Origin of the sequence: Neobacillus sp. D3-1R, from assembly GCF_052180215.1 — a bacterium.
Lineage (GTDB): Bacteria > Bacillota > Bacilli > Bacillales > Cytobacillaceae > Pseudoneobacillus.
On sequence record NZ_CP197471.1, the window covers coordinates 3016428 to 3043426 of the forward strand.

22 protein-coding genes and 6 pseudogenes are annotated in these 26999 nt (G+C 33.4%); 11 read left to right on the forward strand and 17 right to left on the reverse strand.

Features of this window, described 5'->3' with window-relative positions; translation table 11 throughout:
- Window positions 1-182: 182 nt before the first annotated feature.
- Window positions 183-542 carry a rhodanese-like domain-containing protein gene (locus ACSBPO_RS15510; RefSeq protein ID WP_442594822.1) on the forward strand — a complete coding sequence of 120 codons (360 nt, stop codon included), beginning with the start codon at window positions 183-185 and terminating at the stop codon, window positions 540-542.
- A gap of 160 nt (window positions 543-702) precedes the next feature.
- On the opposite strand, the gene efp is transcribed toward ACSBPO_RS15510, so the two are convergent.
- The 4 genes from efp to ACSBPO_RS15530 all read right to left on the reverse strand — a co-directional run bounded on the left by efp (window position 703) and on the right by ACSBPO_RS15530 (window position 3420).
- Window positions 703-1260, reverse strand: coding sequence for an elongation factor P (efp, locus tag ACSBPO_RS15515; protein WP_442600389.1), 558 nt, complete (start codon window positions 1258-1260; stop codon window positions 703-705).
- Window positions 1261-1290: 30 nt separating this feature from the next.
- Complete coding sequence (pepQ, locus tag ACSBPO_RS15520) at window positions 1291-2352, reverse strand: Xaa-Pro dipeptidase (protein ID WP_442594824.1); 1062 nt, start codon at window positions 2350-2352, stop codon at window positions 1291-1293.
- Between the two features lie 4 nt (window positions 2353-2356).
- Window positions 2357-2794, reverse strand: coding sequence for a type II 3-dehydroquinate dehydratase (gene aroQ, locus ACSBPO_RS15525; RefSeq protein ID WP_442594826.1), 438 nt, complete (start codon window positions 2792-2794; stop codon window positions 2357-2359).
- Between the two features lie 86 nt (window positions 2795-2880).
- Window positions 2881-3420, reverse strand: a complete 540-nt coding sequence (locus ACSBPO_RS15530) for a YqhR family membrane protein (protein WP_442594828.1) — start codon at window positions 3418-3420, stop codon at window positions 2881-2883.
- A 263-nt stretch (window positions 3421-3683) separates the two neighbouring features.
- Between ACSBPO_RS15530 and ACSBPO_RS15535 the strand changes: the two genes are divergently transcribed.
- Both ACSBPO_RS15535 and ACSBPO_RS15540 read left to right on the forward strand, forming a co-directional pair.
- Complete coding sequence (locus ACSBPO_RS15535) at window positions 3684-4628, forward strand: DUF1385 domain-containing protein (RefSeq protein ID WP_442594830.1); 945 nt, start codon at window positions 3684-3686, stop codon at window positions 4626-4628.
- Window positions 4629-4673: 45 nt separating this feature from the next.
- A complete protein-coding gene (locus ACSBPO_RS15540; protein WP_442594832.1) occupies window positions 4674-5048 on the forward strand; it encodes an SA1362 family protein in 375 nt (124 codons plus the stop codon).
- Window positions 5049-5064: 16 nt separating this feature from the next.
- On the opposite strand, the gene ACSBPO_RS15545 is transcribed toward ACSBPO_RS15540, so the two are convergent.
- The gene (locus tag ACSBPO_RS15545; RefSeq protein ID WP_442594834.1) at window positions 5065-5952 is read right to left on the reverse strand and encodes a patatin-like phospholipase family protein; all 888 of its coding nucleotides are present in this window, start codon (window positions 5950-5952) and stop codon (window positions 5065-5067) included.
- A 98-nt stretch (window positions 5953-6050) separates the two neighbouring features.
- Entirely contained in the window at window positions 6051-7076 is a 1026-nt protein-coding gene (gene splB / locus ACSBPO_RS15550) for a spore photoproduct lyase (protein ID WP_442594836.1), read from the reverse strand.
- A 519-nt stretch (window positions 7077-7595) separates the two neighbouring features.
- Between splB and ACSBPO_RS15555 the strand changes: the two are divergent.
- Window positions 7596-7804, forward strand: a pseudogene (locus ACSBPO_RS15555) (insertion element protein); the annotation flags it as partial.
- Between the two features lie 689 nt (window positions 7805-8493).
- On the opposite strand, the gene ACSBPO_RS15560 reads toward ACSBPO_RS15555, so the two are convergent.
- Complete coding sequence (locus ACSBPO_RS15560) at window positions 8494-9039, reverse strand: hypothetical protein (protein ID WP_442594838.1); 546 nt, start codon at window positions 9037-9039, stop codon at window positions 8494-8496.
- A gap of 670 nt (window positions 9040-9709) precedes the next feature.
- On the opposite strand from ACSBPO_RS15560, the gene ACSBPO_RS15565 reads away from it, so the two are divergent.
- Window positions 9710-10063 (forward strand): DUF5412 family protein, encoded by a 354-nt coding sequence (locus ACSBPO_RS15565; RefSeq protein ID WP_442594840.1) that lies wholly within the window; start codon window positions 9710-9712, stop codon window positions 10061-10063.
- Window positions 10064-10134: 71 nt separating this feature from the next.
- On the opposite strand, the pseudogene ACSBPO_RS15570 reads toward ACSBPO_RS15565, so the two are convergent.
- Window positions 10135-11235, reverse strand: a pseudogene (locus ACSBPO_RS15570) (IS1595 family transposase).
- Window positions 11236-11351: 116 nt separating this feature from the next.
- Here ACSBPO_RS15570 and ACSBPO_RS15575 point away from each other — a divergent pair.
- The 5 genes from ACSBPO_RS15575 to ACSBPO_RS15595 all read left to right on the forward strand — a co-directional run bounded on the left by ACSBPO_RS15575 (window position 11352) and on the right by ACSBPO_RS15595 (window position 14304).
- Complete coding sequence (locus tag ACSBPO_RS15575; protein ID WP_442594842.1) at window positions 11352-11567, forward strand: hypothetical protein; 216 nt, start codon at window positions 11352-11354, stop codon at window positions 11565-11567.
- Between the two features lie 53 nt (window positions 11568-11620).
- The gene (locus ACSBPO_RS15580; RefSeq protein ID WP_442594844.1) at window positions 11621-11881 is read left to right on the forward strand and encodes a hypothetical protein; all 261 of its coding nucleotides are present in this window, start codon (window positions 11621-11623) and stop codon (window positions 11879-11881) included.
- A gap of 429 nt (window positions 11882-12310) precedes the next feature.
- Window positions 12311-12769, forward strand: coding sequence for a DUF4362 domain-containing protein (locus tag ACSBPO_RS15585; RefSeq protein WP_442594846.1), 459 nt, complete (start codon window positions 12311-12313; stop codon window positions 12767-12769).
- Between the two features lie 945 nt (window positions 12770-13714).
- A complete protein-coding gene (locus ACSBPO_RS15590) occupies window positions 13715-13948 on the forward strand; it encodes a DUF2651 family protein (protein WP_442594848.1) in 234 nt (77 codons plus the stop codon).
- 68 nt (window positions 13949-14016) lie between these two features.
- On the forward strand, window positions 14017-14304 hold the full coding sequence (locus tag ACSBPO_RS15595; protein ID WP_442594850.1) for a hypothetical protein: 288 nt from the start codon (window positions 14017-14019) through the stop codon (window positions 14302-14304).
- 132 nt (window positions 14305-14436) lie between these two features.
- Here ACSBPO_RS15595 and ACSBPO_RS15600 read toward each other — a convergent pair.
- Window positions 14437-15120 (reverse strand): annotated as a pseudogene (locus tag ACSBPO_RS15600) (insertion element protein); the annotation flags it as partial.
- Between the two features lies 1 nt (window position 15121).
- On the opposite strand from ACSBPO_RS15600, the pseudogene ACSBPO_RS15605 reads away from it, so the two are divergent.
- Window positions 15122-15391 (forward strand): annotated as a pseudogene (locus tag ACSBPO_RS15605) (IS1595 family transposase); the annotation flags it as partial.
- A 39-nt stretch (window positions 15392-15430) separates the two neighbouring features.
- Here ACSBPO_RS15605 and ACSBPO_RS15610 read toward each other — a convergent pair.
- From ACSBPO_RS15610 to ACSBPO_RS15645, 8 genes and pseudogenes are all read right to left on the reverse strand, one after another.
- Window positions 15431-15625: a hypothetical protein gene (locus ACSBPO_RS15610; protein ID WP_442594852.1), complete on the reverse strand. Its 195-nt coding sequence runs from the start codon at window positions 15623-15625 to the stop codon at window positions 15431-15433.
- A gap of 313 nt (window positions 15626-15938) precedes the next feature.
- On the reverse strand, window positions 15939-17972 hold the full coding sequence (locus tag ACSBPO_RS15615) for a TnsD family Tn7-like transposition protein (RefSeq protein ID WP_442594854.1): 2034 nt from the start codon (window positions 17970-17972) through the stop codon (window positions 15939-15941).
- A gap of 40 nt (window positions 17973-18012) precedes the next feature.
- Window positions 18013-19701 (reverse strand): ATP-binding protein, encoded by a 1689-nt coding sequence (locus ACSBPO_RS15620; protein ID WP_442594856.1) that lies wholly within the window; start codon window positions 19699-19701, stop codon window positions 18013-18015.
- On the reverse strand, window positions 19676-21832 hold the full coding sequence (locus tag ACSBPO_RS15625) for a Mu transposase C-terminal domain-containing protein (protein ID WP_442594858.1): 2157 nt from the start codon (window positions 21830-21832) through the stop codon (window positions 19676-19678). Before ACSBPO_RS15625 ends, ACSBPO_RS15620 begins: the two co-directional genes overlap by 26 nt.
- Complete coding sequence (locus ACSBPO_RS15630) at window positions 21829-22668, reverse strand: TnsA endonuclease N-terminal domain-containing protein (protein ID WP_442594860.1); 840 nt, start codon at window positions 22666-22668, stop codon at window positions 21829-21831. Before ACSBPO_RS15630 ends, ACSBPO_RS15625 begins: the two co-directional genes overlap by 4 nt.
- A 253-nt stretch (window positions 22669-22921) precedes the next feature.
- Window positions 22922-24691 (reverse strand): annotated as a pseudogene (locus ACSBPO_RS15635) (vitamin B12-dependent ribonucleotide reductase); the annotation flags it as partial.
- A gap of 326 nt (window positions 24692-25017) precedes the next feature.
- Window positions 25018-25806, reverse strand: a pseudogene (locus tag ACSBPO_RS15640) (ribonucleotide reductase N-terminal alpha domain-containing protein); the annotation flags it as partial.
- A 339-nt stretch (window positions 25807-26145) separates the two neighbouring features.
- On the reverse strand, window positions 26146-26982 hold the full coding sequence (locus ACSBPO_RS15645) for a lipoate--protein ligase family protein (protein ID WP_442594862.1): 837 nt from the start codon (window positions 26980-26982) through the stop codon (window positions 26146-26148).
- Between the last annotated feature and the right edge of the window lie 17 nt (window positions 26983-26999).

The following is a 26999-nucleotide window of genomic DNA, read 5'->3' on the forward strand; positions in this document are numbered from 1 at the left end:
GATTAGGATAAACACATCCTAATCTTTTTTGTTTTCTATGAAACTATTTTTGATATTTCGAAAATAAGTTTGAAATGAAAAGCCAAATATTAGTCAAAAAGATTTCACAAATAAATCTACTATTCTTAGAAAAATAAAGGTAAAATACCCTATGTAGTATAATAAAGGGGGGGGGCTATATAATGAAGTGGTTAAAATATGTTTTACTGTTTGTTTTTCTTACAGGATGTACTAATACAACCTATGAAAATATTACTTCTATGGAAGCCAAAGAGTTTATTCAAAAGGGAGAGGTAACAGTTTTAGACGTTCGTACTCCAGAGGAATATGCTAGCGGCCATATCCCTGGATCCAAACTTGTCCCTTTGCAGGTATTAGATGGTATGTCTAATGAACTAGATAAAAACACAAAATATATTATTGTTTGCCATAGTGGTAACCGCTCACAGCAAGCAAGTGATATCCTCGTTCAAAAGGGTTTTAAACAAATATTAAATATGACCGGTGGAATGAATAGTTGGAATGGAGAAATAGAGCAGTAATATTTGATAACAAAAGAACCTTGCATTCAGTGCAAGGCTCTTTTTTCTTTTCTAGTGAACGATTTAAGGAAATAACTTCTGAAATCTCGTTTTTTTGAATTGTCGAACTCAAAATAAAAACCCCTACGCTAGTGACGTAAGGGTGAATTTTTTTGACAAACTATGCACGAGATACATAGCTTGCTTCAACTGTGTTAATAATTAAACGATCTCCAATATTAACAAAGAACGGAACTTGTACTGTTAATCCTGTTTCAACAGTAGCTGGTTTTGTACCACCTGAAGCAGTATCACCTTTAATTCCTGGTTCAGTGTCAGTTACTTCTAATTCTACCGTATTAGGAAGTTCAACTCCTAAAGATTCACCATGATATAACATAATATGAACATCCATATTTTCTTTTAAAAACTTCAATTCATATTCGATGCTAGTTGCTGGTAATTCGATTTGTTCATAAGATTCTTGGTCCATGAACACATGTTGATCACCATTTGCATATAGGTATTGCATTTTTCGATTATCAATTTGTGCTTTCGCTACTTTTTCACCAGCACGAAATGTTTTTTCTTGGATAGCGCCTGTACGAAGATTACGAAGCTTTGAACGTACAAAAGCCGCACCTTTCCCTGGTTTTACGTGTTGGAAATCAATAACGCGCCAAATTCCATTATCTACTTCAATTGTTAAGCCTGTACGAAAATCGTTAACAGATGTCATACTCATACTAATTTTCCTCCTAAATGATCATTAAAGAATAATGAGCTCTTTCGTTGAATGAGTTAATGTTTCGTTATGGTTTTCGGTGATTAAAGTGTCATCTTCAATTCGGACACCGCCAAGACCTGGAATATAAATACCAGGTTCTACAGTTACAACCATACCCGGTTCAAGAATAATATCAGATTTAGAAGATAACGCAGGACCTTCATGGACCTCGAGTCCGATTCCATGACCAGTTGAATGTCCAAAATATTCTCCGTATCCCTTTTCTGTAATATAATCTCTTGTTAAGGCATCAGCCTGTTTTCCTGTCATGCCTGGTTTAATACCAGCCACTCCTTTAAGCTGTGCTTCTAAAACAACATTATAAATTTCTTTCAGCTTTGCACTTGGTTCACCAACTGCAACAGTACGGGTAATGTCTGAAACGTATCCTTTGTAATATGCCCCAAAATCTAATGTAACAAAATCACCAGTTTCAATAACCTTGTCACTTGCTACACCATGTGGTAAAGCAGAACGATAACCAGAGGCAACAATTGTATCAAACGATGATGATGTTGCTCCTGCTTTTCTCATAAAGAACTCTAATTCATTTGAAACTTCAAGCTCCGTTTTACCTGGACGAATGAAGTCTAAAATATGTTTAAATGCAGCATCTGCAATATCCGCTGCTTCCTTTAATATCTTAATCTCTGAATCAGTCTTAATCAAGCGTAACTTTTCAATAACACCTGAAACAGGGAATAATTCACCCTTAATTGCTTTCTCATAAGCTCGGTAGGAAGCAAAGGAAACATGATCTTGTTCAAATCCAAGCTTTTTGATTCCTAATTTTTCCGCTTGGGTAGCTACTTCATCAATAATAGCACCGGAATGCTGAACAATTTCAAAGCCTTGACATTGTTTTGATGCTTGCTCTACATATCGAAAGTCTGTAATAAAAAGTGCCTTATCATGACTAATTAATACTACCCCAGCAGAACCTGTAAAATTGGTTAAATAACGACGATTATATGTACTTGTAACTAAAATTCCATCTATACCAAGGTTTTCGAAATTTGATCTTAATTTTTCCAACTTAACCATTATCCTATCCCCTCTCCATATTAAGAGCTAATAAGGCTAGCTCATAACCTTTTATTCCAAACCCAACTATTTGTCCAGCAGTTACGGGCGCAATAACCGATTTATGCCGAAATTCTTCGCGAGCATGGATATTTGATATATGTACTTCGATAACCGGAATCGTAATCCCTGCAACAGCATCCCGAATGGCATAACTATAATGGGTATAAGCCCCAGGATTTAAAATAATTCCATGATATCCTGAAAAAAAAGCTTCATGAATTTGATCTATAATCTCGCCTTCATGATTGGATTGATTACATCTCACTTCAAATCCTAAGGTCATTCCTAAGGATGTGACATTTTCTTCAACATCTTTTAATGTTTTTTCCCCATATATTCCCGGCTCACGTTTACCAAGTAAATTTAAATTGGGGCCATTTAATAAAAGTATTTTTTTCACAAAAGCCCCTCCTAGAAAAAATTTAATAAATATGAAAAAAGAATGCCCTAAAAGACATTCTATCACAATTTATGGCTTTAGGAATACTAATCCCAAGTTGGTCTTGCATCTTTTTCTTTTGCTTTCTCTTTTGCTAATTTTGTTTTTTGTAATTCACTTTCTTCATATGAAATCGAATATCCAATAAAGACGCCTAAAAGAATATAGAAACAAATCGACGTCACAATCGTATCTTTATCTAAGTCCCTAAAAGGAGGAATCCCTGGAAAGATGGGGTTAAGGATCAAGAAGACTAGCAGAAATAAAAGAATCCCATATAAAATACTCACCCACATACGCGTAAATTTTCTTAAGACAAAATAATATATTAATGCTACACCAATGGAAAGAATCCCAATTAGTAATATAGAAATGACAACCCCTAACCACCCTTCTTTCCAGTCACCGATTGTCCATGGCTCAAGAATGACGTTAGGAGAGATCTTCGTAAAATGGAACAGATAAGCTAAATAGGCAATGGAACTCCAAAAAACACCTCCGAACAAGCCTGTTATAACGGCTAATCCTAATGGTGACATTGGTTTTTCATGTTGTTCTTGTTCAAGCTTATTATTTTTCTCAGCCATATACCCACCTCCAATTTGTTCTTATATTGATGAACTTTTACTTTTATAATTTTTATTATCTGCATTAAATGTGAAATTATTAAAGGAATAAAACAGTAATAATATAATTTCTTTAGACTTTTCTAGAGGTTTTCGAAAACTTTTAGTAGAATATAGCTATATACAAAACAGGTATATCATTCTGTCTTGTAAAAAAACTAAAGTGTAATGAAATACACGGCGGTTAGATTAAATAAATTATAGTAGGTTGGTGTTTATACATTATGTCAAATCAGCAAAAACCTGTATATGGCGGCCAAGCCGTGGTAGAAGGTGTTATGTTCGGAGGGAAACATCATACGGTTACGGCCATTCGCCGTAAAGACCAAAGTATTGATTATTACCACCTTCCAAGAGAATCAAAGCCATTATTTGCTTCCTTAAAAAAAATACCTTTTCTTCGTGGAATCATCGCCATTATTGAGGCTAGTGCCAATGGCTCTAAGCATTTAAATTTTTCTACTGAACGCTTTGATGTAGATCCTAATGATGATCAAATCATCCACAAACAAGAAGTTTCAAAAATTCAAATGTTTTTAGGTGTTGCTGCCATAGGTGTTATTTCCTTTTTATTTGGAAAGTTTATGTTTACGTTAATACCGGTATTTTTAGCCGAATTTACACGTCCTATTTTTTCAAGTGATTTTTCTCAAATATTAATTGAAGGCTTTTTTAAACTTTTATTACTACTTTTATATATTTATTTTGTGTCACTAACTCCCATCGTTAAAAGGGTGTTCCAATACCATGGTGCGGAGCATAAAGTAATTAATGCCTTTGAGAGCAATAAAGAATTAACAATCGAAAATGTCCAGGCTTCAACACGACTACATTACCGCTGCGGTAGTAGCTTTATCTTATTTACTGTTATTGTTGGTGTCTTTGTTTATATGTTAGTACCAACTGACCCGTTGTGGTTACGTGTAGTAGACAGACTTGCTTTAATTCCAGTCGTGTTAGGAATTTCATTTGAAGTACTCCAATTCACAAATAAGCTAAGAGATATTCCTGTTTTAAAATATTTAGGTCTTCCAGGTCTTTGGCTTCAGCTATTAACAACCAAAGAACCCACTGATGATCAAGTCGAAGTGGCTATATTATCCTTTAATGAATTATTGCGATTAGAAAAAGAAACTGAAAACCAACAAATTAATGAAGAAATTGTTTAAACTGGTTTAAAATTTTCTAAAACTGATTAAGATGCTCTTAGGGAGGTGGCTTTCTTGAAAAATCGGACTTCATCCATTTTCGCTATTAGTATTGTATTACTTGCTTTGATTGGTATATTAAGTAGCTTTATTGGAAATCCGACTGTTTTTTTACAAAAGATAGCTGTCATGATTTTAGTCGGGTTAATCGTATATTTTGTATTTAAACGTTTTTATAAACCTAGTCCTGAGAAAAGGGAACAGAAGGCATTTCTAAGAGCAGCAAAAAAAACAGCCAAAAAAGTGCATCGTAAAAAAACGGATGATGGAACAAAACATCGGACGCTAACCAAATTAACTGGTATAAAGAAAAAATCAACTGCCCATTTAACGGTGATAGAGGGCAAAAAAAATAAAAAGAAAAATCGAGCCTCTTTATGAGACTCGATTTTTTATGTTAATAGCACCATTTCCTCAAGAACTGATCAGCTTGTTTTTTTCCTAAATCGTATAATCCTCGTTTACGTTCGTCTGTAAGGACAAATTCTGTTGATACAATACCCTCCGTAGGAATAAAAATGATATTCTTTTCATGCTTCCTAGAAATATACCTTGAATCATGGGCATCCTTCATCGTTTCAAATAAAGCACCAAACATATCAATTGCATTCGAAATTTTGTTTTTTTGTTGATAAATTTGATCTTCATGACTTAATTTAATACCTAGTACGGGTCTCACCTTCTTCACATTTTCTTTATCAAATAACCACATTGGAAAATTACTTAATACCCCGCCATCTACAAAAATATTTTTTCCATTAACTGATTTCAACTTAACCGGTTCAAAAAAGTAAGGGATGCTGCAACTCATTCTAATAGCCTTTGCAACAGGGAAGGTTTCAATCGGAATCCCATATCTCGGTAAATCATCCGGTATTACGACTAAACGGCTGTTAGATAAATCCGACGCAATTACTCTCAAGGTATTGGGTGGTAAATCATTAAACGTTATAATACCTTTTGCTGCAAGCATAGAGGCAATCCATCTTTCTAAAACTACACCCTTATAAAGCCCTAAACGCCAATACAACAGAAACCACTTTGTAATAGGTGTTAAGATAAAGGTCTTCCTTGTATCTAAAAAAGCAGATAAGTCAATTTGATCCATCATTTGATAAATATCTTCACTTTTATAACCTGCAGCAATAAAAGCTGCAATAATTGAACCCGCGCTTGTTCCTGCTACTCTTTTAAAAGTTAAACCTTTTTCTTCTATTCCAGAAACCGCTCCGATTAGAGCAAGTCCTCGGACTCCCCCACCAGAAAAAACGCCGTCTATTTCCATCGGGCACCACTCCCCTCGATGCTCATTGATACATCTTTAAGCAGTTACCCGATAAAATAGTACAGCGTACAGGCAAAATTTTTAAAAATAGTTGTGGATCATGTGAAATATTGAACCTCAGATTCTGGAAAATAGGTGCGTGCATATTCTCTAATGGTTTCCTCGAGATTTTTAGCCTCATCTGTTGGATAAACATATTTTCCTATTCCATAACGACCCCATTTATATTTACGTTTTTCTTCATCCATTTCTAATTTTGTTTTAGGGTATCGTTTCATTATGACGTTTTTAGCAGGCTTGGTAAAACGATGCTGAATCAATTCAAAAGTTAAACCATTGGTATTAACTCCCTTTAAAGCTTCGCCTAATCGTTGGAATAACTCCTCATAACCTTCCTCCCAGCCTTCATGCATATAGATAGGAGCAACAATAAACCCTAGCGCATATCCAGCCCCAGCTACCTTTCGAGCAGCTTCCAGTCTTTCATCGAAGGTAGAAGTCCCTGGTTCAAAGTTTTTAATCACATAGCGAGAGTTAACGCTAAATCGAAATCTAGTTCTGCCATTATGCTTTGCATCTAGGAGGTGATCAACATGATGATATTTTGTTACAAAACGAAGTAATCCAAATTCAGATTCTCCGATAAACTCAATCGTTTTCTTTAATGAATGGGTTAAATGATCAAGACCTACGATATCAGACGTACAAGCTGCTTCAAAGCGAGTCATTTCTGGCGCTCGCTCATCCATGTACTTTTGGGCTTGAGCAAAAATTTCATCTAAATTAACATAGGTTCTAATGTATGGTTTGCTTCCAAGTGTCGTTTGCAAATAACAATAGTGACAATGCCCCATACACCCCGTAGCTAAAGGAATAGCATATTCTGCAGAAGGTTTAGACGTATCAAATTTTAACGTTCTCCGAAGACCAACTACTAATGTAGACTTAGCATTTCGATACTGTTGCAGCTCATTGTCACCTGGAATATTCCTTACCTGATTATGTGAGGTGGTCTCCCTAATTTCGATTCCCATTTTTTCAAACTTTTCTTTCAGTTCTCTTCCAAGAGGATAGTCTAAAGCTTGTGGTTCTATATATACTAATTGTGGTGTAAAAGGCTCCATTACTCATACCTCACTATCATATTTTTTTTTAGTATGAGCAATAATGGACAAATGCATTTACTTATGGGTACTTGGATAATCTTTCAATGGAGTTATCCATCCAGTGAGCTTCTCAGTCAGATATCTGACTCATATTCACAGATATCTGACTGTTTTGGTGTTTTATCTGACTAGTTTCTGAATATATCTGTGTAAAATGGGAATATTACTAACTTCATCACAAAATTGGAATGTTTTTACAAATTCCCATAATAAAAAGAGAATGGAAAGATTCCATTTGTAGCTTTAAATTAAAGTTTGATCAATAAAAACTGACAGACCTATATTTTACGTTAACATAAATACACCGGTTTTGAAAAAAAGTTTGATCAAAACAGATAATCTATTTGTGAAGTATTATGCAATATTAATAAAAAAGTTTGATAATTTTCTGTGATTCGCTCTTCAAATAAAACTCACTGTTAATAGCGTATGATTGGGACATGACAATTAATCTACTCAAGGAAGAGACACAATGACTTGGAAAGCCCGTTAATGACAACTAGAGGCGAAGGGAAAAGTTATATATATATGCAAACTTCAATCCTAAATATGCTCAATATGCTATTACGATCCTACGAACCTTTTACAACTTCAGTTATGCAGACAAGAAAGGGACAACCCCAGCACAAAGGATCGGCATAACAAACAAAGTATTTGATATAAATGATATACTTTATAAAACATAAAAAGGTGTAACAGGATGTATCTAAGTAGTTCAGTTTTGGAGTACAAAATATAAAAAAACAATAAAAGACCGCATACAAATTCGTAACGAGTTTCGTATGCGGTCTTTTATTGTTAAAATGCTTAATATCCTACAAATTACACAGTGGCTATAACGAATGTCCGTTCATTATGGCACTAATTCTTAGTTACACTCTCATAATTCCTTTATTCTATTCAGCAATATCTTCTTTCAACCAATCGTCAGTGAAGAAGCACTCTTCACAATAGATGGCATCTTCTTTGGTATCCCTTAAAACTTATTTTGTTACTATCTATTTCCTTGTTGCAAAAAGTACAAATTGAAATTTTTATTTCTTTCATAAGTTGTCCACCTTTCTTAATGCACAATAATTTCCTTTATTACTTCCTTATCTTAATTATATTTAACTTTTGAGAAAAATGTATGAATACCCCAACATATTTAATTGCGATTTAATCATACGAAAAACAATATAAAAAATAGTTCGATTTTTAGAAGGTGAATTTGAATTTCATACCTCAAAACTGAACTACTTAGGATGTATCGGTTGCACCTTTGATTTTTGCTGTATAGATTAATTTTATTTCTATTGTTCAACTAATCAATTGTTAGCTAGTTAGTTGAAGTAAAAAAGATACTACTTGTTCCAATTGCTAAGAAAAGGGTTAATCATTCCAAGTCTCTGAAACCAAATTCTATATTATGATCTCTCACTAGTTGATTGAACTCCGTTCTTTTTGAAAACCATTTACTGTCTATTGAATAAAGAAACATATCATTGTTTGTATCAAATTTAAATTCTATTTTACTTGGTTGACCATTCTTATTTAGTTGTGTTACAGATTCCACCTTATCCCAAGAATAAAATACCTCATTAAAACTAAATGTTTTATTAATATGGATGCCTTTTTCATCGAAATAAGTGTAGTTATAGAATGATAAAAACAGAAATACAATAGCTGCGGAAAAAACAATTACTCCAAATCCCATAATTACTTTAGAGTTTTTGTTAATAATCAAACCTACTCCAAGTAGTAATAGTAGTAAGCTACCAGTGAAAATAAAATATGAACTCTTTTGAGCGCTAAATATTAAGAACGATTCTGGTTGAAAAAAAGAACTTTGTATGAGATTAATTACAACAAGACTTAATGGAAAACCGCCTATTAAGAAAATTACACCTAATACAAAAAGTTTTGAATTATGATCACTCATTTTCTCTCTCCCCCTCATTTAATTTATACGCTTATAATAACAAGAAAGTTTCACTCTTTTAAATCTAATATTCAATAATAGACCACCATCTTAAATCAATAATATTGTTCGAATTACTTCCTAGTAAATTTTAGTGCAAAAACGCAAACAAAAAGCATAACGATTCTTATGTTAATCATCATGCTTTTTGTTATGTTATTTACTATACTTTTTTTGTGTTTTGCACCTCAAAAGAGAACCCGTTATATTAAACTAACCCGTTCGGTTGAGCGGGAGAAAACATAAATTAACATAGATTTTGGAGGTGTAATTAGCTTGCTAATTTGCACCTTCTTTTTGTATTGCTATATCAATCTTTGTAAGCAAAATTTAGTATAATAACATGAGAAATAGCACCCATTTTAAGACCCCTTGTAGCAGCGATGAATAAATTTATTCACGCTTATTAAAAGGGGTGTTAATGACGTTGTTAAAAGTAATACTAAAGAAAAATATGTGTAAGCGTTGATAAAATATATTACTAAATTAGACTACCATAAAATAGAAGCCTAATCGTTTTCTAATTAAACTAACGACCTTTAGTTTATAACTTTCTATTTGCATACTCCATAAATTGGAAATTTGAGGTATAATAAAAATTATATTTTTAGAGAGTATAGGTGAAAAATATATGAAAACAAAATTGATGTCCTTATTAATCTTAATTACGGTTTTAATGACATTAAAGTTTAAATTTTATCCAAGCCTGAGCGGTATTTCTTTAGAAGGGGTACAAAAGGTTAATGAACTGCCGTCTCCTGATAATCATTATAAGCTCAATATTTATTTATATGGCGGAGTCTTACTTAAATGGGACTACAGTTATATAGCTGAATTAGAAGATTTAACTAACTACAAGAAAAAGAATATTTTGTGGCTTCCACCAGAACTTCCTGAAATTCGTTGGCTTGATGATAACACTTTATTAGTAAATGAAGAGGAAGTAAACATTACTAAAGATACATTTGATTTTAGATGGGATTAATAAATGCTGATTTTCTCTTATATTAAATCTTCTTCAACGAACCTGCTTACGTTCGTTGAAGAGCAACAATGTTATATCACTATATTTGCTGACCTAAGTGTATTATATGTTTCCATATTTGGTATTAGATTTCCTTTGAGCATCAAATCTTTTATATTAACGTCATTTCTTTGGTGATGAATGGTTTCTAGTGCTTGAAACCAGGTAAGATAATTATTTAGATACTTCGTTGCAACACCTTTAAATCGTTATATCCATCCTTTTAGCCTACTGTGATAGCTGTTGACGTTCTGGATGTGATAAATCCCTCTAGTACGAATGTTACCATCTGATTTGAATTGATAAATAACCATGCCCTTTTCAGCAGCATAGGTTTTAAAGGCACGCCAAGAATCGGTACATAAGACGTTTTTGATAGAAAGTTTATGACCGATAGCTTTATCTAATTGTTCTTTTGTTAATCGACCCATTCCTAATGCTTGAGAAAAGGTCAGTTTATCCCGATCCCTTGCCACTAACACGCAGACTTGTTCATTACTTATTCCGCGTTTCTTGGCAGCTCCACCTCGTTCCCGAGGTTCTCTGTCTTTAATATCTCTAGACCCTTTTTGAGAGTACAGAAAATAAGTCTCGTCCATTTCCACAATCCCTTGAAAATCAGTGATTTCCATTTTATTTAACGAAGATAGTAGCTTATGTCTCCAGTAGAATAAAGTGACGTAAGAGATATCATCCGAATCTGAATTTTCATCCTTCATTAATTCCGCTGATTTGCGTAATGAGTATCCATCTATCATATATTGAACAAATTTAACCCACTTATTTAAACGGCGAGTTCGGTACAAAGCGGTATTTGTAAGATCAGTAAACGTCTTTTTGCACGCTTTACAAAGATAGCGTTGTTTTTCAATTTTTTCACCATCAACGAGGGTAGCGTATTTACCATTTTGAACAATATGCTCAGATTCGCAATGAGGACAGTGGTAGCCTTCCTTGTTCTTACGTTCCGAGATTTCAACTAACACATTACCTGTTGCGGAGGAAGCAGTAAGAGAATCAATCAAGTACGCTCGTAAACGATGCTTGTCTCCTGGATTAAGTTCTTGAATAGCTTTAATAATATCTCTAACGTTCACTGATTGCACCAACTTTTCCCCGTCTTTGAACACCATTATAGAACAAAGGTTCGCGTGGGTGCAAATATCAACAATGAATACTAACACAGCTTATATTTATAATAACACTGTTATCAGCTTGTACTTCAAAAAATGAATTAGAAGTAACAAAAATGGAACTCGAATCAGTAAATAAACAATTAGTAAATACCCAAGAAAAATTAAAAATTATTGAAAATCAAAATTTTGAACTGAATGAAGAGTTGAAAAATGAGTCTAATTTTTCCGATACCGATATAGAAACAAAAGCTATATCACTTAAATCATTAACATGCTTTTTTCAACGAACAGTTCTCAGGGAGTACAACTCCCAATACTTCATGCCTTAGTATTTGCTGAACACACCTCACCATATTTTTCCTATATAAAGAATGGTGAAGTAATGGAAACTGATAGTAGTATTAGTAGATATTTTGGAAATTTAGGTGATTTAAATGTAGATAATTATTTTTTACATCTTGTTTTATCAAAAAGTGTTGAAATACCACTATCTGTTAGAAATGATACTAATAAAATCGTTACCAATGATATTCTTTTTGTTATTGACCCTGAGAAAAAGTTACCTAAATTGTATATTAGAACTAAAAACGATACCTATAGTATTTTAAACCGTTCCGTTTTAAGGTGCACGAAGACAAAATGACACATGAATTGGCATGCGAATTGACGCATGCCTTTTTGTTATTATATCAAGTTTTATGGCGATTTTATGTATATTTGACAGTGGAATGCTTAAGGTTTTTTTGAATGACAACACTTATTGTACACTGAAAAAAGGTGTCAATTTAAGTGCCATTTCGAGTGCCAAATTAATTGTCAAATGGAATTTACTTTACGGTCCCACACAGGAAATCGCAAGAATAAAAACAAGTATGAAAGTAAGTGTATTTAACAAATGAAAATGCACAGCCTTTTATTATTTTTAGCAAATATATGGTAATCTTAAATAACGGGGGAGTAGAGTTGAATAAGATAAATATTAAATGTTAGTTTCTCAAAAAAAATATTCGAATCAGAAATACTATAAAGCGTCCAATTAATTAGAACTTATAAATTCTGAGGGGAAGCGTTTATGATAAAAAAACTTTCTATTATTTTTACCGCAGCACTCTTTACAATGTTTTTATTTGGCTGCCAACAGGAAACTAATACTAACAATCTGAAGAAACCTTATGATTCCGAAGAGGCAAAAAAAAATGGCGATGTAGTTAATAGTCACGGAAAAATTAGTCACTTAGATAAATTTGAGAATTTTATAGAAAATGTTGAAAATGGTATTAAAGATAAAATTCGAATCACAATGTTTACTATTGAAGGAGCCCCAATTTTCTATAATTTAATTTATGACGGTAACAAAATTCAATATACTTATGATAATACACAAGATGGATATGCAGGTTCTGGAAAAGGTATAAAAAGCACGTCTTGTTCAAATATAGAAAAAAGAAATAATGATGAAGAAGTCGGATACTATTTAAGTGGATGTTCTTCGGAAGTCGGAGATACCTTTTACTTTCGAGTTTCGGAATGAAAAAATAGAAAGAAGATAAATATTAATATTAACGTGAAAACGGATGTCAAATGACATCCGTTTTATTAAATTTATTTTACCAAATTACTTGTCAATTTGTATGTCATTTTTATTGCCAGTTGATATATATGCACCTCAAAACGGAACGGTTTAATAGTATTTATGTATGTGATGTACGAGGTATGTACCCGTACGACCCTGATATTTGGATTCATCAACTAATCAAACATTATTACATTAATGATCATGAATAAAAATTATAGCCAGTGGATTCTATTGAATTACTGAGCTATCTAAATGTAGCTTTAAAGTTAAGTTTGTTTTTTTAAATAGATTGATTATTATCTATAAAGTTCGATTAAATTTCCTATTTAATGTAACTAAAGTAAGAGCAATTGTTCAATTAGAGCAGTCGCTTTTTCTTGTGGGCAATTGGAGTCACTTAGTTAATTATGGATGAATTTTCCATTAAAGAATTGAATATTTCATAAAGAAAAAGTAATTAGGAACTGAGGTTATCAAATTAGTATGGGGAGCGAGAGACGTGAAAAAGAAAAAAATTCACTTGTGTTCCAATTAGTAAAGAAAACGGAAATAAAGTGCAATACCATAATTAACAATTATAAAAATGGAATATAGTTTTCCAATTATCGAAAGGCAACCATTCGATTTTATTGTAAAGATTATGAATGTATTACAAAGGATTAACTGAATGATGTATATAGGGGCTACTGCCAACTTTGAATATAATTCTGGAAACGACATTGCCATGATGTCTTCATTCTCCTTATTCCTCACCGCCTAAACTATTCCTGATAACCATTATTCCCCTATTGACAGAACTTATTACAACTCTTACATTTTATTGCCACAAAACAATTGTTAATAATCGTGTAAAATTACACATTTTTTGTATAATATTGGTAAGAGGGGAGTGTAGAAAGTATGGAATTTATTTTGATATTATTTATCCTTCCTATTGCTGTTGTTGTGATTTCAATTATCGGTTCTTTATTGATCAGAAAATGGTTTGTAATGCCGATATTAACATTTATTATTTTCTTCATCTTGATGTTCACAGTCTTCAATGAATCTTTTATTATTTGGCTTGTTATCTACACATACCTTTCTACTTTGGTGAGTTTTCCAATGAAGTTTATCAAGAAGCTAAGTAGATGAAACACCTTAAAAAAACACATAAATAAACTTTCTGTTAGACAATAAAAAATAAAGCGGGGGTGATTGGTATGAAATTGATTATATTCTTTGGACTTATCGTTTTAACTTTAATAGGTTCACTTGTTTTTGGTCGAAATAATTTAAAAAACAACAATAATCCAGCGAAAACAATAATAAAAGTAATATTAATAAATATTATTATCTTAGGATTAGGAAGTATATGGTGGTTTCTAACTGAAACAGATGGTATCAGTCAAGTAATAGGAGTTATGATATATTTAGGCTCCATCGTAGGAATCTCCCTGATTGATATTGTTCTTATCTATGTTTGGAATGGTTTAGCTAAAAGAGATTAGCTAAGTAATTTCTAAAAGACATTCAGGTCTTAATTTGAATATGATAATGAACGGTTTGACGTTTCTTATTGAGCTAACGAAGATGCTTTAGTTGAACAAAAAGAGCTTGAGAACAATCCCAAGCTCTTTTTGTCATTTAAAATATAATATATCTTCGAAACTAAATTGCTTGTCCACAATGCCTAATCGTTGTGCAGGGGTTAATTTCTTACTCCCCATTTTCATCGGTTTGCAGAAGTTGTAATACGTTCTTAAAATCGTCACCATATACTGAGCATACTCTGGGTTGAGGTTAGCGTAGATATAGCTTTTCTTATCACCGCGAGCTGTTGTAAGTGGTCTTTCTAAAGACGAGATTCTTCTTCTAACAAGTTGAATAAAGCTATTTATAGAGTGATCATTTACATTCATAATCATTTTTGCAATATCACTTGGTTCGTAGGAAGATAAGTCTGTCACACAATCTACGGTGTAAGAGCCTCTATCCTTTGAAGCGAGTGGATGTTCTATAGGGTTATCTTTGTGAACCCTATAACGTAAACCGTCCTTAACCTTCTCTTCTGAAAATTCGTGTATATGGAGAACTTCTTCTAGGTAATGGGCAGCTAATGTCCTTAAGTTTTTTGTTTTATATTCTTTTACATCTCCCCATTCATGGAGGTGATTTTTTGCATCCTCAAATTCCATCTCGCACTGTTCTCTGCCTTTAGTCTTATCAGATCGAGCGATAAAATGGTGAGCATCGCTTAACCTGATTTCGTTCGTAAAGACTCGATAGAAGTCATTTCTTATTGATTTATCATCATCAGTGATTAAACAGCACGAAATGGTTAATATGCGAAAAAGGATTTATGTACGAAAGTCTATCTATCATATCCAACACGTCAATGCCTATCACAAACGACTTAAGCAATTTATGCACCATTTTCAAGGTGTGGCAACCAAATATTTGGATAACTATTTATACTGGTTTAGATACCTCGAACAAAGCAAGAAGGTTGCTCAAAAAGAACGAGTGAAGCAACTTTTATTTCATGCTATCGATAAATCGAATTATACTACGATTGAAATGTTTAGAACGGCTTAATTTTGAGTACAAAAAAAACATCGTGCAATAACACGATGTTTAAGAGTTTCCACCATCACCAATTCCAATAGCTTGGTTCACATGAACTTGGTTGATAAGTTCGGAACCGCTTGAACTGTTGGTGACTTCTTCAGTTTGAAATATAAATCCTTTTTTCTTTGCGATGAAATCCAGTAGTACGCCAAATGAAATTAATACAGCGGAAAAGATTAGTAATAACAACCAAAGTGTCATAATAAATCACCTCTTTATTATTATTATACACAATATTCCGATAATATAATTCATTCATTCCAATTTTTCAATTAAATATAATTCTGCTATCTAAAAACAACCATCTTTACGAAATGAGCGTTATGTTATTTGATGTGTTAAATAGGATTATATTTTAGTCACGAATTACATTTTTCTCCCTATCAACCGAACGGGTTAATATTATACCCCGTTCTCTTTTATATCCCCAAAAATCCGTCTAAAAGAAATTCTCCTAGTAATGGAGTTCTTATTGAATAATGTGGTGGATTACCAATTTTCTCCCTTTACTACATCACATTTGTTTCTTACTTATGTATTCCTCTAATAAAGGTTTTATTTCTTTAAAGTGCTTGGTGCTTACTGCACAAGTTTCCCTCAATTTCTCAAATCCCACGCTATTAGTTTGTTCAAACATTTGATCAATCGCTTTGCAACAACGTCGAATTTGAAACTCTCGGACTGTTTCAGTAATTTCATTTAGTAACTTGTTAGTCTTTGGTAATTTTTCAATATGATTATTTATTGCGAGGTTGAATATATTTAATCGTTTACTAAATAATGTACGTGTAATTCTAACTGGCTTTTCTAAAGCTGTTAATTCGGGATAAACTTGCTTTATCTTTTTGCAATATTCTTGATCGCGCAAATTCCAATCAGTTGTATTTTTCGTTTTTGCACGCCGTTTCAAAGGTAAATTAGCATCGAACCATTCTTTATCATTTTCTGATAGATACTTACATGCTGTATAGAGTTTTTTCCATAACTTTGTTCTTGTATCATCCGGGCATTCTCTCATAGATTCCAACAATAAGGAACGAAAATGTTCGATTCGATTTTCCCCATTATCTTTATCATTTAAATTTACAATTTGATTCAATTGTATGCGATTGGTATCACGTTGTGAAGGTAAGTTGACATCAAGCCATTCTCTATCATTTTTATATAAATAAGTAAATGTTTTCTTTAGCTCCGTTTGAAATTGCTTTCTGTTAGAATTCGGGAAATTCTCTCTCCACTCCAATAATTCTGCACGAAATTTTTCTGTAAGCTTTGGGGTTGTTACTTTAAGAGCAATTCGATTTGTAATTGTCCTTAGACTTACATCAAGTTCAAATGCAATTTTTTTAGGACTAATATTCATATTTACTAACTTGTCAAACTTTTCTTCCCATGCATTACCATAACCTGTTATACGATTTTTACGCCATTTATCTTCCTCATCTTTATCTGGTCCTATCCTTGTATATTCAAAACCACATGAACATGAAAATTTACCAACAAGAACGTTTGTATTATCTCTTCTTTTTATTTTTACCTCTGATATTACCAAATCTTTATAATGCTTGGCTGCTTTATTTAAACATGGCCAAGGCCCACTCCCAAATGGACCATCATCTTCATTTATTTGTAAAAGAGAGTCTATATCTTGATTAAAGAAATACAGTAAAAGTAAATGACGAAATGGGTGTATACTATATCTCAAATAATTAGTAAGCATTACTTGCAACCATTGGTTTTGACCTTCAACCCTTAATGGTGACTCGTACTTTTCTAAAAAACCTTTTGGAAATTTTGATATAAAGGCTTTAAACAGTTCTTCTCTTTTCAATCTAGAGTTTGTCATTATCCAATTATTTTCTCTCAAGAGCGTTCTATACTTTAAGTGAACTTTTTCTACAGATAATTGGTTAATTGGCATTTGCAGTAATCGATAAGCCATTTTGGCTAATTTAACTTGTATTTCTTTGAATTCACTAGATTCAATTTCCTTTAAATTTGTTAAATCCATATGTCTTCTATCAAATCTTATATACCCATGTCTACTAAAATCTTTGTAATCGACAGGATACTTCTTCAGCATCAATTCATGATGCGGACAATAATCAATACCTTGTAGTTGATGCTCACGATGAATATACGGTTCCCCATATATCTTAATATCCTTATCAGAACACATTGAACAATAATATAATCCATCTTTTCTACAAATTTTCCCTGAAGAAATTCCTAATCTACCATGTATTGCTTGTCCATTTGTTTGCACATCTTCGTACACTTTCTTTTGACGTTCTATAGTAGTAAATGGTGCGAAATACGGATATATTGTATTATTAGATAATAAACTCTCAACTGAATAATTTTTTCCTAATTTCTGTACCAAGGTAGAAAAATGACTACCAAACTCTATACTCGGTACAATACTTCGACTTTGGAATAATTCCTCTAATGTTTCTACAAAACTGATATTGCCACTATAAAAATGAAATCTGCTGATAGCAGAATATATCAATTCATCCGGGTAAGGATCAGTAAAAAACGGGAGCAAATAGATCACCTCACCTATTTATTTTTAGACAATTTAGAGTTCAGAAAAGTTCACAAATTGGATCTCGAATAAAGTTACTTTGTTTTAAATAATCATAAGGATGTTTTTTCTTTGCCAAAGCTTTTTCTCTAATAGCTAGTAAAGGCAAATTGTTCACTTGCTTTTCTTTTGAAATAACCTTCTGAGGCTGTTTTTGATTCATTTCCATAGCCTGTTGAATAACAAGCAACTTCAATTGATTGTATTCTATATCAATAGGTTGTTTTTCAACGGCCTTTGTCACTAATTTCCGTATATCATTTACATCCAAAGCATTAAAAATCCCCAATGCAGATACTTCAACACTCAAATTTTCAATCGTATCACGACGCTTATAATTTAATGTGTTTAAGCGTTCTTTCATCGCATCTTTTACTCTACCTTCATATTCAGTACCTTTCTTATGATTAATCATAAGATCGTCAAGATTAATCATAATATCCTCATATTTGTACATCGCTTTTATATTATTTTTACGAATAGCATTAAGCATTGGTTGGATAATTTTCATATCTACCTTTGCTGTTTGTCTTAGCACCTGAGGAGTTATTTTTTCATCTATATTCGTTTCATCAAATAACACTCGTTCCTGGGCAAGAATAAACAAATTCACAGCCACTGCAGTAATGCCTTGACACTCATCATAAAAAGCTTTTTTAAGCTCGTCAGTCAGCTCTGAGTGTTCTTTTAAACACTGTATATTCCAAAGTGTTTCTAAAAAAAATTCCCATTCCTCGCTATCTTCAGCCATTCGGTCCCAAATTATCGATCCATCACTGGCTGCCCGACGTGCTTGGCGGAAGTTTCCTTTAAATAATAGTTGTGCTTTCGAGGTTCCAATTAATACGGTTGGGATTCCTACTGTATTGGACATTGTAACAAAGAAGTTCAACATTTCCTCCTGTTCATGTTTGGAATTTAGAAGATGCTGAAGTTCATCAATGACTAATACACCTATACCATATAAACTTGCGAGTGAAGTCATATACAATAGCATTGTTGATGTCACTCGCTGGAAATACCCAAACTTCTCTAAATAGTGAGTACCTAGCAAATCATCAATTGCTTTAAAAAAACTTTTACATAATGTTGATAAGCTTCCATCATAAGGACAATCTATTTTTAACCAAACAATTTGAGTACGATTGAAAAACTGATCTTTGTATAATTCATGTTTTATGACTTGAGGATACATTGATAACAAGCGCTCAATCGCAGTTGTTTTGCCAATACCAGAAATACCAATAACAGCCAAGCTATCGGCTGTAGAACGAATATAATTGATCCGTTCTTCAATGTATTTATGAGCCTCTTTCTCATCTTCTCGTAACTCATGCAACACCCGAATACGTTCAAAAAAGGATTTATCTAAAGGATTCCGGGCTAAGTATCCCCTACGAATTAAAGTTGATAAACGACGTTCTACTTCAAAATGAATTGGCAATGGTTGTATGAAATTTTTAATACGCTTCAGTACATGGTATCGGATATTTGTCTCACTTAGTTTATCCTGCTCAGTAATGCGTGGTGTGACCATAAATCTGTCTAGCACATCATCTTCGCTAAAAATCGGTGGAAGGGCTTCTATAAATGGATTATTACTATACTCTGACAAATCTTGTTCCTTATAATCAGCTTCTTCAAAGTCACCTTTAAGAACTAGATTATTTATCTTTTTCAAATTCCTCATCTCGCTTCTTTCGTAATTTATCCATTAAACGTGAGGTTGGTTTTTTTTGTGTTCGTATAATATCTGTTTTTATATTAGTAAACTCCACCACTTGACCAGTATCACTTGTAGTTTTTTCAACTAAATCAAATTTTTCTTCTTCACGATTCATAATTTTTTGTGCTTGTCTATTCACTTTAGTGTTTTTCAATTTCTCAGCCTTGCTAACATTTGGGTTAACAGTTTGTTTTTTCTCTTTCTTTGCTTGTTTTATAACAGATTCAATTGCTGCATCTACATTAAGAGTGTTTTCTTTTTGCTTATTAGCTTCTTGCTGTTTAGCTTCTTGTATTAGTTCTTGATAAAATTCAACCTCTTCAAGTGTGTTACCTTTATATTGGGAACTACTATCTAATAAGTAGCAAGGATCGAAATCTCGACCATCTGCATGTGGAATATAAATTTGACTCATTTCACGAGGATCGTATACTACCCCGATACTTTGATTTCTCATTTTTAAATACCATTGTTCATTTAAAGCTTTTTCAGACCCGTATGATAATCCCTTAAATTTGATGCCTGCTCTTGTTATTCTCGCCTTTCCTTTAGGTAATAAATTCAATCTTAATATGTTTTGATTATTAATAGTCTGTAATCTTCCTTTTTTATTTTCAATGCCCCAATTCCATAAATTAACCGGTGTAGCAGTTAGTCCTGCTACTATCATTTCTTTTTCTAAAGGATATTTATCAATGATTTTTTGATTATGATGTAACACTAGATGGACTATAATTTTAGTGAACTCTGCAAGGTTTAAACTAGCATCTAAACGATAGTCTCTATCTCCACGTTCACGGTATTCTTTTTGGATAGCTCCTGGAGATTTGCGTTTTATTTTTCCGTTAATAGTGCGGAATTGACGTTCAATAATTCCTTTTAAATCTCCACGATAAGGCGAGGTGTTTTCTATTTTGATATTTAAATTATTAATTAGATTTTCAACTGAATAACCCTCAAATTCTCCTCGGTCCGCAATTATTATTTCTGGTAGATGGTGGGCCGGCCATTGTGATTCCACAATCGTAATATCAAATTTTTTGCAATACACTACTTTATCCATAGCCATGTTATCTAAAGCCATCATTGCACCTATCCATGATGGTCCTTCTAAACCTACATAAATGCCCGTTAATAATCGTGAATAAACATCAATGACTCCATAAACAATTGGGCGACCAATAATCAGATTACGGTCGAACGAACTTACCAAATAGATATCTGCAATTGTTGCATCAATTTGAAACCTTGTTCCCGGACCATCCGTTTCTAATGTTGAGTTACTTAAAATTGGTCTATGTTTCAGCTCAAATTCTTTTGGACTGTGACGCATTTGAAAATCTATTTTTGGATCTTCAAGTTTTTTAAACCAATAATAAAATTGATTGTAAGTTGGAATCCTACCTAAATCCCAAACTTTATATTTCCGTATACCATTTTCATAATATTCATCTGAATAAAAGTCTCTTAATAGATAATCATACGTTTCCATAAGTGAAAGCTGTTCTTTTTTACGGTAATATTTTTTTATTACATGCATAAATTGCTTTTTAACATACTCTGTTATGCTTATTCCTTCCTCATTTGTATATTTTCTTTTGGGACCGACTTTTGAAGTTTCCGTTAATATTTTTTCTTTACCTTTCCCGCCAGAGTATATGTAATCTGGAAGCAACGCATTTTTATTTAAACCCCTTTGCCAAAATCGTGTAAAAATACGCTTTACTTTTAATTTTGCTAAACCATATTTATTAGCAATATCAGTTAGAGCATTTTCACGTTCTTTTTGATTTAAGATAGCTTCTTTGTAAATATTCCAGTTTTCAGAAACTACTCTCCAATCTTCTTCACGTTTTTGAATCTGTTTCTTTGTTAAATCTTCGTCGGAATAGCTACTAGCAAAAGGATCTGGAATAGCAAGCAAAATATCACTTTGCATTTCATTTTCTAAATCGGAAAGCAAAATAGTTTTCGGCATAGATGTATCACCATGTAACTGTATGAAATAAGCAACATCATGATTTATCTCAATGATACGGATACGATTTTTTTCTTCTTTGTCCGTATACTGGTAAACTTGGTTATAAAAGATCATATCGCTTTCACCTTCTCAGAGAAGTCCTTTCGAACCGCTTCAATTTTGATAATGTGATTCACATCCAATTTATTATTCATGTCCATTTCAATTACTTTTGAAATAACGAGATGTTTAAATAAAGAAAGTCCGCATCCTTTTAATAAACAAAAATCACGTTCTATTTCTTTGCCAATTTGTTTAACTGACTTTTGTTGTTCTAATAAACTATGTAAGAAATAGATGCTCATATCTTCAATATCTAATTGTGTACACTCATCAAACCCCTCAATGCTAAAAATATCAAAATATTCCCGTACAAACGCAATATTATGTGCCACTGTCTTTGGTATTTCTAAATCGGTTACGATACCCCAATCTACTTCATTTCTTTCCCAATAAATACGTTCAATTTCGAATTTCTCTAATACACGTTCATCCATTAGCTCATCTTTATATTTTAAAGTTCTTGCTAAATGTTGAGATTGACCATTTTTATTAATAGTAACTAAAAAGTCTGTAGTCATTTCTACTGGCTCACCTGTTTTAGGATTGGTGGGATGTTTTATTCCTAATTCATCTGCAATAACTATTGTCTCAGCCACAGGTAGCAATGGATACTGCTCGCGAATGTCTATGACTGAATCGGAATATTCCAATAAATAAAAATAGTTCCGTTCCAAGTCTGAAAGAAATTCATATTGTCTAGGTACTTTAATTCCTTTTAATCGGGTAGAACGTCCTAATGATGGTACATCTTGAATTGTAATCCACGGTTTATAATCAACACCAAAACCCTGTCCAATCCCATCCTTCAATTTCTTCTCAGTTGATGATGAACGTTTGCGTTTTGCCATGAAACCGCCTCCTAATTAAATGTTTTATTTGAAGTAAACCAGCAATTCAATTCAGTATTGGATAAAATTTAAGTAACATTCATAACTATATTTTCAGAAAAATAAAAAAGTAACCTCTTATGGCTATCATACCGAAGAGGTTACTTTTTATCAAACTTTATTATCGATTATCAATCTTTTTTATAAATTATCAAACTTTAATACAAATTATCAAACTTTAATTCAAAGCTACACCATTCTCGAATTTATATCTTTACAATCCGCACTTTAATTGCGCATTACAGTTTGTACATGTATTACATCCACCAATTTCTTTTACTTTCCCTTTGCGACAAACTGGGCAAGTATTACCTACCTCTGAGCCAATTGTTACATCAGTAGAGCGAATATCCGTAATAGTATCTACTAAAACAACATGTTGTTTTGGCTCATCATCAAAGAGTGTATCATTTAGATTGTTATCTTCCGCTTTAAGGGTTAAAACTTGGGAGTCGCGTGATCCATCGACATACACTGTTCCACCCTTCGCTCCACCACGATACAAACGTTCGTAGACATGTTCAACCTGCTCAACACTATATCCCTTAGGGGCATTTACTGTTTTACTAATAGAGCTGTCAATCCATCTTTGGATGACACATTGAACGTCGGCATGTGCTTCCGGAGCTAACTCCATCGCTGTTACAAACCAGTGTGGCAGATTATTTGGATCTGCATCTGGATTACGGTCTAAATACTCTTGTACGATGTCAGCTTTTACTTCAATAAACTTACCTAGACGTCCGCTTCGGTAGTATGAGAATGAGAAATAAGGCTCTAAACCAGTTGAAACGCCAACCATCGTTCCTGTAGATCCAGTTGGAGCAACAGTTAGTAAATGGGAATTACGAATTCCATATTTTAAAATATCCTGACGAACGTCTTCAGGCATTTTTTTCATAAATCCAGTGTTAATAAACGCATTGCGAAGGCGATTGGTTTCTTCCTCTTTTTCATTCGATAAATATGGGAAGCTTCCTTTTTCTTTTGCAAGTTCAATACTTGCTTCATAGGCAGTTGTTGCTATTGTTTCAAATACTTTATCAATTAATTGATTTCCTTTTTCTGAGCCGTATTCTGTTTCACAATAGATAAGTAGGTCATGTAGACCCATTACCCCTAATCCAACACGGCGCTCGCTTAATGCTTGCTTTTTATTTTCTTCAAGGAAATATGGAGTTGCATCGATAACGTTATCTTGCATTCTTACACCAACCGCGACTGTTTGCTTTAGTTTTTCAAAGTTTACAGTTTTTGTCTCTTTATCTGCCATTTCCGCTAAGTTAACAGCAGCGAGGTTACAAACAGAATATGGTGCTAAGGGTTGTTCTCCACATGGGTTTGTAGCAACCACCTTTTGTCCATATGCTTTTGCATTTGTCATATCATTGGCGTTGTCGATAAAGAAAATGCCTGGCTCAGCTGAGTACGTTGCACAAATATTTATTAAATTCCAAAGTTCCTTGGCTTTAACTTTTCTATATGTTCGAACCTTGTAACCAAGTTTTTCCCACTCACGAACATCTCCAACCTTATGCCATTCGGAGTTATATATCTTCATTCCTTCAGAATCATAACTTTCAACATCAGGGAAGCGTAATTCATATTCACTATCGTTTTCAACTGCATCCATAAAATCTTTTGTAAGACATACTGAGATATTTGCGCCAGTCAAAAACTCAGTATTATGAACACTATATGTTCCGCCGGTAAATAACTTCTCTTCAGCTTCATCAAGGATTAGCCTGTCGAAACCTCCTGTACCAGGTATGTCTTTATAGTTAAGAATTCCTTGGTACATAGCTATTTCTTTATCCATTAAAGGAGTAAATTTCAGCTTTTCTTTTGCAAGCTTCTTTATGGTCTCATCATTTGTCGTTTCTATTAAGAAACGTAGAATTCGAGGATTCTGCATTTTTGAAATGATAAATTCGATAATGTCCGGATGCCAATCCGACAACATAATCATTTGAGCTCCACGCTTTTTGTTACTCACTTAGTAAGTGGGCTAGGTCATTTCTGCCTAGCTCTCTAGCTTTCACTAGAGATCAGACTATATCATCAAGGTACATAAACCTTGTCTCGTGCCCTTAAAGTCGTTTCCGAGTTTTAAGTCTACTTTTTCCGTATTAGGAAATTTCGATAGTCGTTGAACGTTCATCTTCGTTTCCAAAGATGCTTCGCTGCTGATTGCCCAATCCTTTTTATTTTCAGACCCTCACGCACACCGTTACCAGTCACGTTGTGGTTAAAAAGGCTCTTAGGGTATCCCAGCAATTCACGAGATTTTAATCCCGCCGTTATAGGTTAACGGGATCCACCTTGCTCCACAAGATGTGTCAACTTTGCAATATCATCTAACCACGATACCGATCCAGATGATTTTCCGTTTACACCTTTAGCAAGTGTGTTTCTCGGTCTTAGTGTTGATCCATTTGTACCAACACCGCCGCCACGGCTCATAATTTCCATTACCTGTTTGCGGTGTTCTGAGATTCCTTCACGAGAATCCGGGACAAAAGGCATCACATAACAATTGAAATAGGTTACATCTGTACCAGCACCTGCTCCATATAAAACACGTCCAGCAGGAATAAAGTTCATGGTAACTAATTCATGGTAAAACTTTTCGAACCACTCTTTTCTTTTCTCTTCCGTTTTTTCAACAGAAGCCAAGCCAGTCGCATTACGCTTTGCCACTTGTTCATAAAAAACTTCCAATGGCTTTTCAATCACATCTAGAGAGCGAACAATAACTCCAGTACCAGCTTCCTCTGGATCATCTAGTACACCTCTAAATTCTTCGTCTACTAAAACTTGGGCCGTTTTCTTTTCCCAATCAATATCTAGTATGAATCCAAGTCCACGTGCGGGAAATTTCGGATCTTCTTTTATAGTGAGTACAACGAAGTCACCGTTTGTTAATGTTACTTTCTCTGTATCTTTAAAAGTATAACGATCTAACATAACTAAACGGGAAACACCTTTGTGAGTAATTTTCATATCAGGGGTAACTGGATGCACTTGTGGAAATAAGCGAATATCCTCATTTAATCTTTCATAGTTAATATCCATTTTTGGTCTTAACACAACAGACATGATCACATCTCCTTCAAAAATCCTACTAAATTATGTTCAATATGAACCTATTAGGTGGAATCTAGTTGCTTGTTTTAAAATATCATAATTATTGATATAAAATCAATATATAGTATATCAAATATTTTCGACACCACTATATATTGTGGTTCGATTACAAAAAATAAATTTTGTCAAACGCAAGAAATAGTAGATTTGGGAGATTTTAAGAGATAGAGATATAAAAACAACAAATTTAGACTAAATTTAACAAATTTCAACCCTTGCTATTTTTCCCACTAGTACAATTGTACCAATGTAAATATTTCCAAAAAAAATAGTGACTATATTAAGTCACTTTTAACGTTTAAAATTCCATTCATCAGATTCATATCGAGTACTAGCCAATTGTTGAACATAGTTCATTTCTTCAGCTGTAAGTGTATAAGGTTCCAACTCAATATTTAATCCTTCTTCAAAGCCTTCAAAGAATGCTTCTTTTGCTTCACCTAATTCAATTCTTCTAGGTGAGATTTCATTAATGGCTACCGCTTTATCTTTAAACGCCTTCTGCATTCTTTCCTTTACGCGTTCACTTGGATATTTAAATAAACTAAAAAGCTTATCCTCATCTAAATCTAGTAGGATAGAGCCGTGTTGAAGAATAACTCCCTTTTGTCTTGTTTGGGCACTTCCTGCTACCTTTCGTCCTTCTACTACTAATTCATACCAACTCGGGGCATCAAAGCAAACAGCTGAACGCGGACTTTTTAGTGCTTCTTTTTCTTCAGCTGTTCTTGGAACGGCAAAGTATGCATCTAGACCCAGCATTTGAAAACCTTTTAATATCCCTTCGGAAATAACACGGTAGGCTTCGGTCACTGTTTTGGGCATATCCGGATATTCTTCTGAGACAATAACACTATATGTAAGCTCATGCTCGTGTAAAACTCCTCGACCACCTGTTGGTCTTCGCACAAATCCAAGTCTATGCTCTTGCACAGCATCTAAATCGATTTCTTTCTCTACTTTTTGGAAGTAGCCGATGGAAAGTGTTGCTGGATTCCAACCATAAAACCGGATAGTTGGTGGAATTTTCCCTTCACTATGCCAATCTAGTAATGCTTCATCTAATGCCATATTAAATGAAGGTGAACAATTCCCTGAATCTATGAATCGCCATACTTGTTTTTTCATTTTCTATACCTCTTTTA

Excerpts from the sequence above, each read along its gene's own strand:
- ACSBPO_RS15510 (WP_442594822.1), top strand. The coding sequence starts at position 183 with ATGAAGTGGTTAAAATATGTTTTACTGTTTGTTTTTCTTACAGGATGT.
- efp (WP_442600389.1), bottom strand. The coding sequence starts at position 1,260 with ATGACATCTGTTAACGATTTTCGTACAGGCTTAACAATTGAAGTAGAT.
- pepQ (WP_442594824.1), bottom strand. The coding sequence starts at position 2,352 with ATGGTTAAGTTGGAAAAATTAAGATCAAATTTCGAAAACCTTGGTATA.
- ACSBPO_RS15530 (WP_442594828.1), bottom strand. The coding sequence starts at position 3,420 with ATGGCTGAGAAAAATAATAAGCTTGAACAAGAACAACATGAAAAACCA.
- ACSBPO_RS15535 (WP_442594830.1), top strand. The coding sequence starts at position 3,684 with ATGTCAAATCAGCAAAAACCTGTATATGGCGGCCAAGCCGTGGTAGAA.
- ACSBPO_RS15545 (WP_442594834.1), bottom strand. The coding sequence starts at position 5,952 with ATGGAAATAGACGGCGTTTTTTCTGGTGGGGGAGTCCGAGGACTTGCT.
- splB (WP_442594836.1), bottom strand. The coding sequence starts at position 7,076 with ATGGAGCCTTTTACACCACAATTAGTATATATAGAACCACAAGCTTTA.
- ACSBPO_RS15560 (WP_442594838.1), bottom strand. The coding sequence starts at position 9,039 with ATGAGTGATCATAATTCAAAACTTTTTGTATTAGGTGTAATTTTCTTA.
- ACSBPO_RS15565 (WP_442594840.1), top strand. The coding sequence starts at position 9,710 with ATGAAAACAAAATTGATGTCCTTATTAATCTTAATTACGGTTTTAATG.
- ACSBPO_RS15575 (WP_442594842.1), top strand. The coding sequence starts at position 11,352 with ATGGAACTCGAATCAGTAAATAAACAATTAGTAAATACCCAAGAAAAA.
- ACSBPO_RS15580 (WP_442594844.1), top strand. The coding sequence starts at position 11,621 with ATGGAAACTGATAGTAGTATTAGTAGATATTTTGGAAATTTAGGTGAT.
- ACSBPO_RS15585 (WP_442594846.1), top strand. The coding sequence starts at position 12,311 with ATGATAAAAAAACTTTCTATTATTTTTACCGCAGCACTCTTTACAATG.
- ACSBPO_RS15590 (WP_442594848.1), top strand. The coding sequence starts at position 13,715 with ATGGAATTTATTTTGATATTATTTATCCTTCCTATTGCTGTTGTTGTG.
- ACSBPO_RS15595 (WP_442594850.1), top strand. The coding sequence starts at position 14,017 with ATGAAATTGATTATATTCTTTGGACTTATCGTTTTAACTTTAATAGGT.
- ACSBPO_RS15610 (WP_442594852.1), bottom strand. The coding sequence starts at position 15,625 with ATGACACTTTGGTTGTTATTACTAATCTTTTCCGCTGTATTAATTTCA.
- ACSBPO_RS15620 (WP_442594856.1), bottom strand. The coding sequence starts at position 19,701 with ATGAGGAATTTGAAAAAGATAAATAATCTAGTTCTTAAAGGTGACTTT.
- ACSBPO_RS15625 (WP_442594858.1), bottom strand. The coding sequence starts at position 21,832 with ATGATCTTTTATAACCAAGTTTACCAGTATACGGACAAAGAAGAAAAA.
- ACSBPO_RS15630 (WP_442594860.1), bottom strand. The coding sequence starts at position 22,668 with ATGGCAAAACGCAAACGTTCATCATCAACTGAGAAGAAATTGAAGGAT.
- ACSBPO_RS15645 (WP_442594862.1), bottom strand. The coding sequence starts at position 26,982 with ATGAAAAAACAAGTATGGCGATTCATAGATTCAGGGAATTGTTCACCT.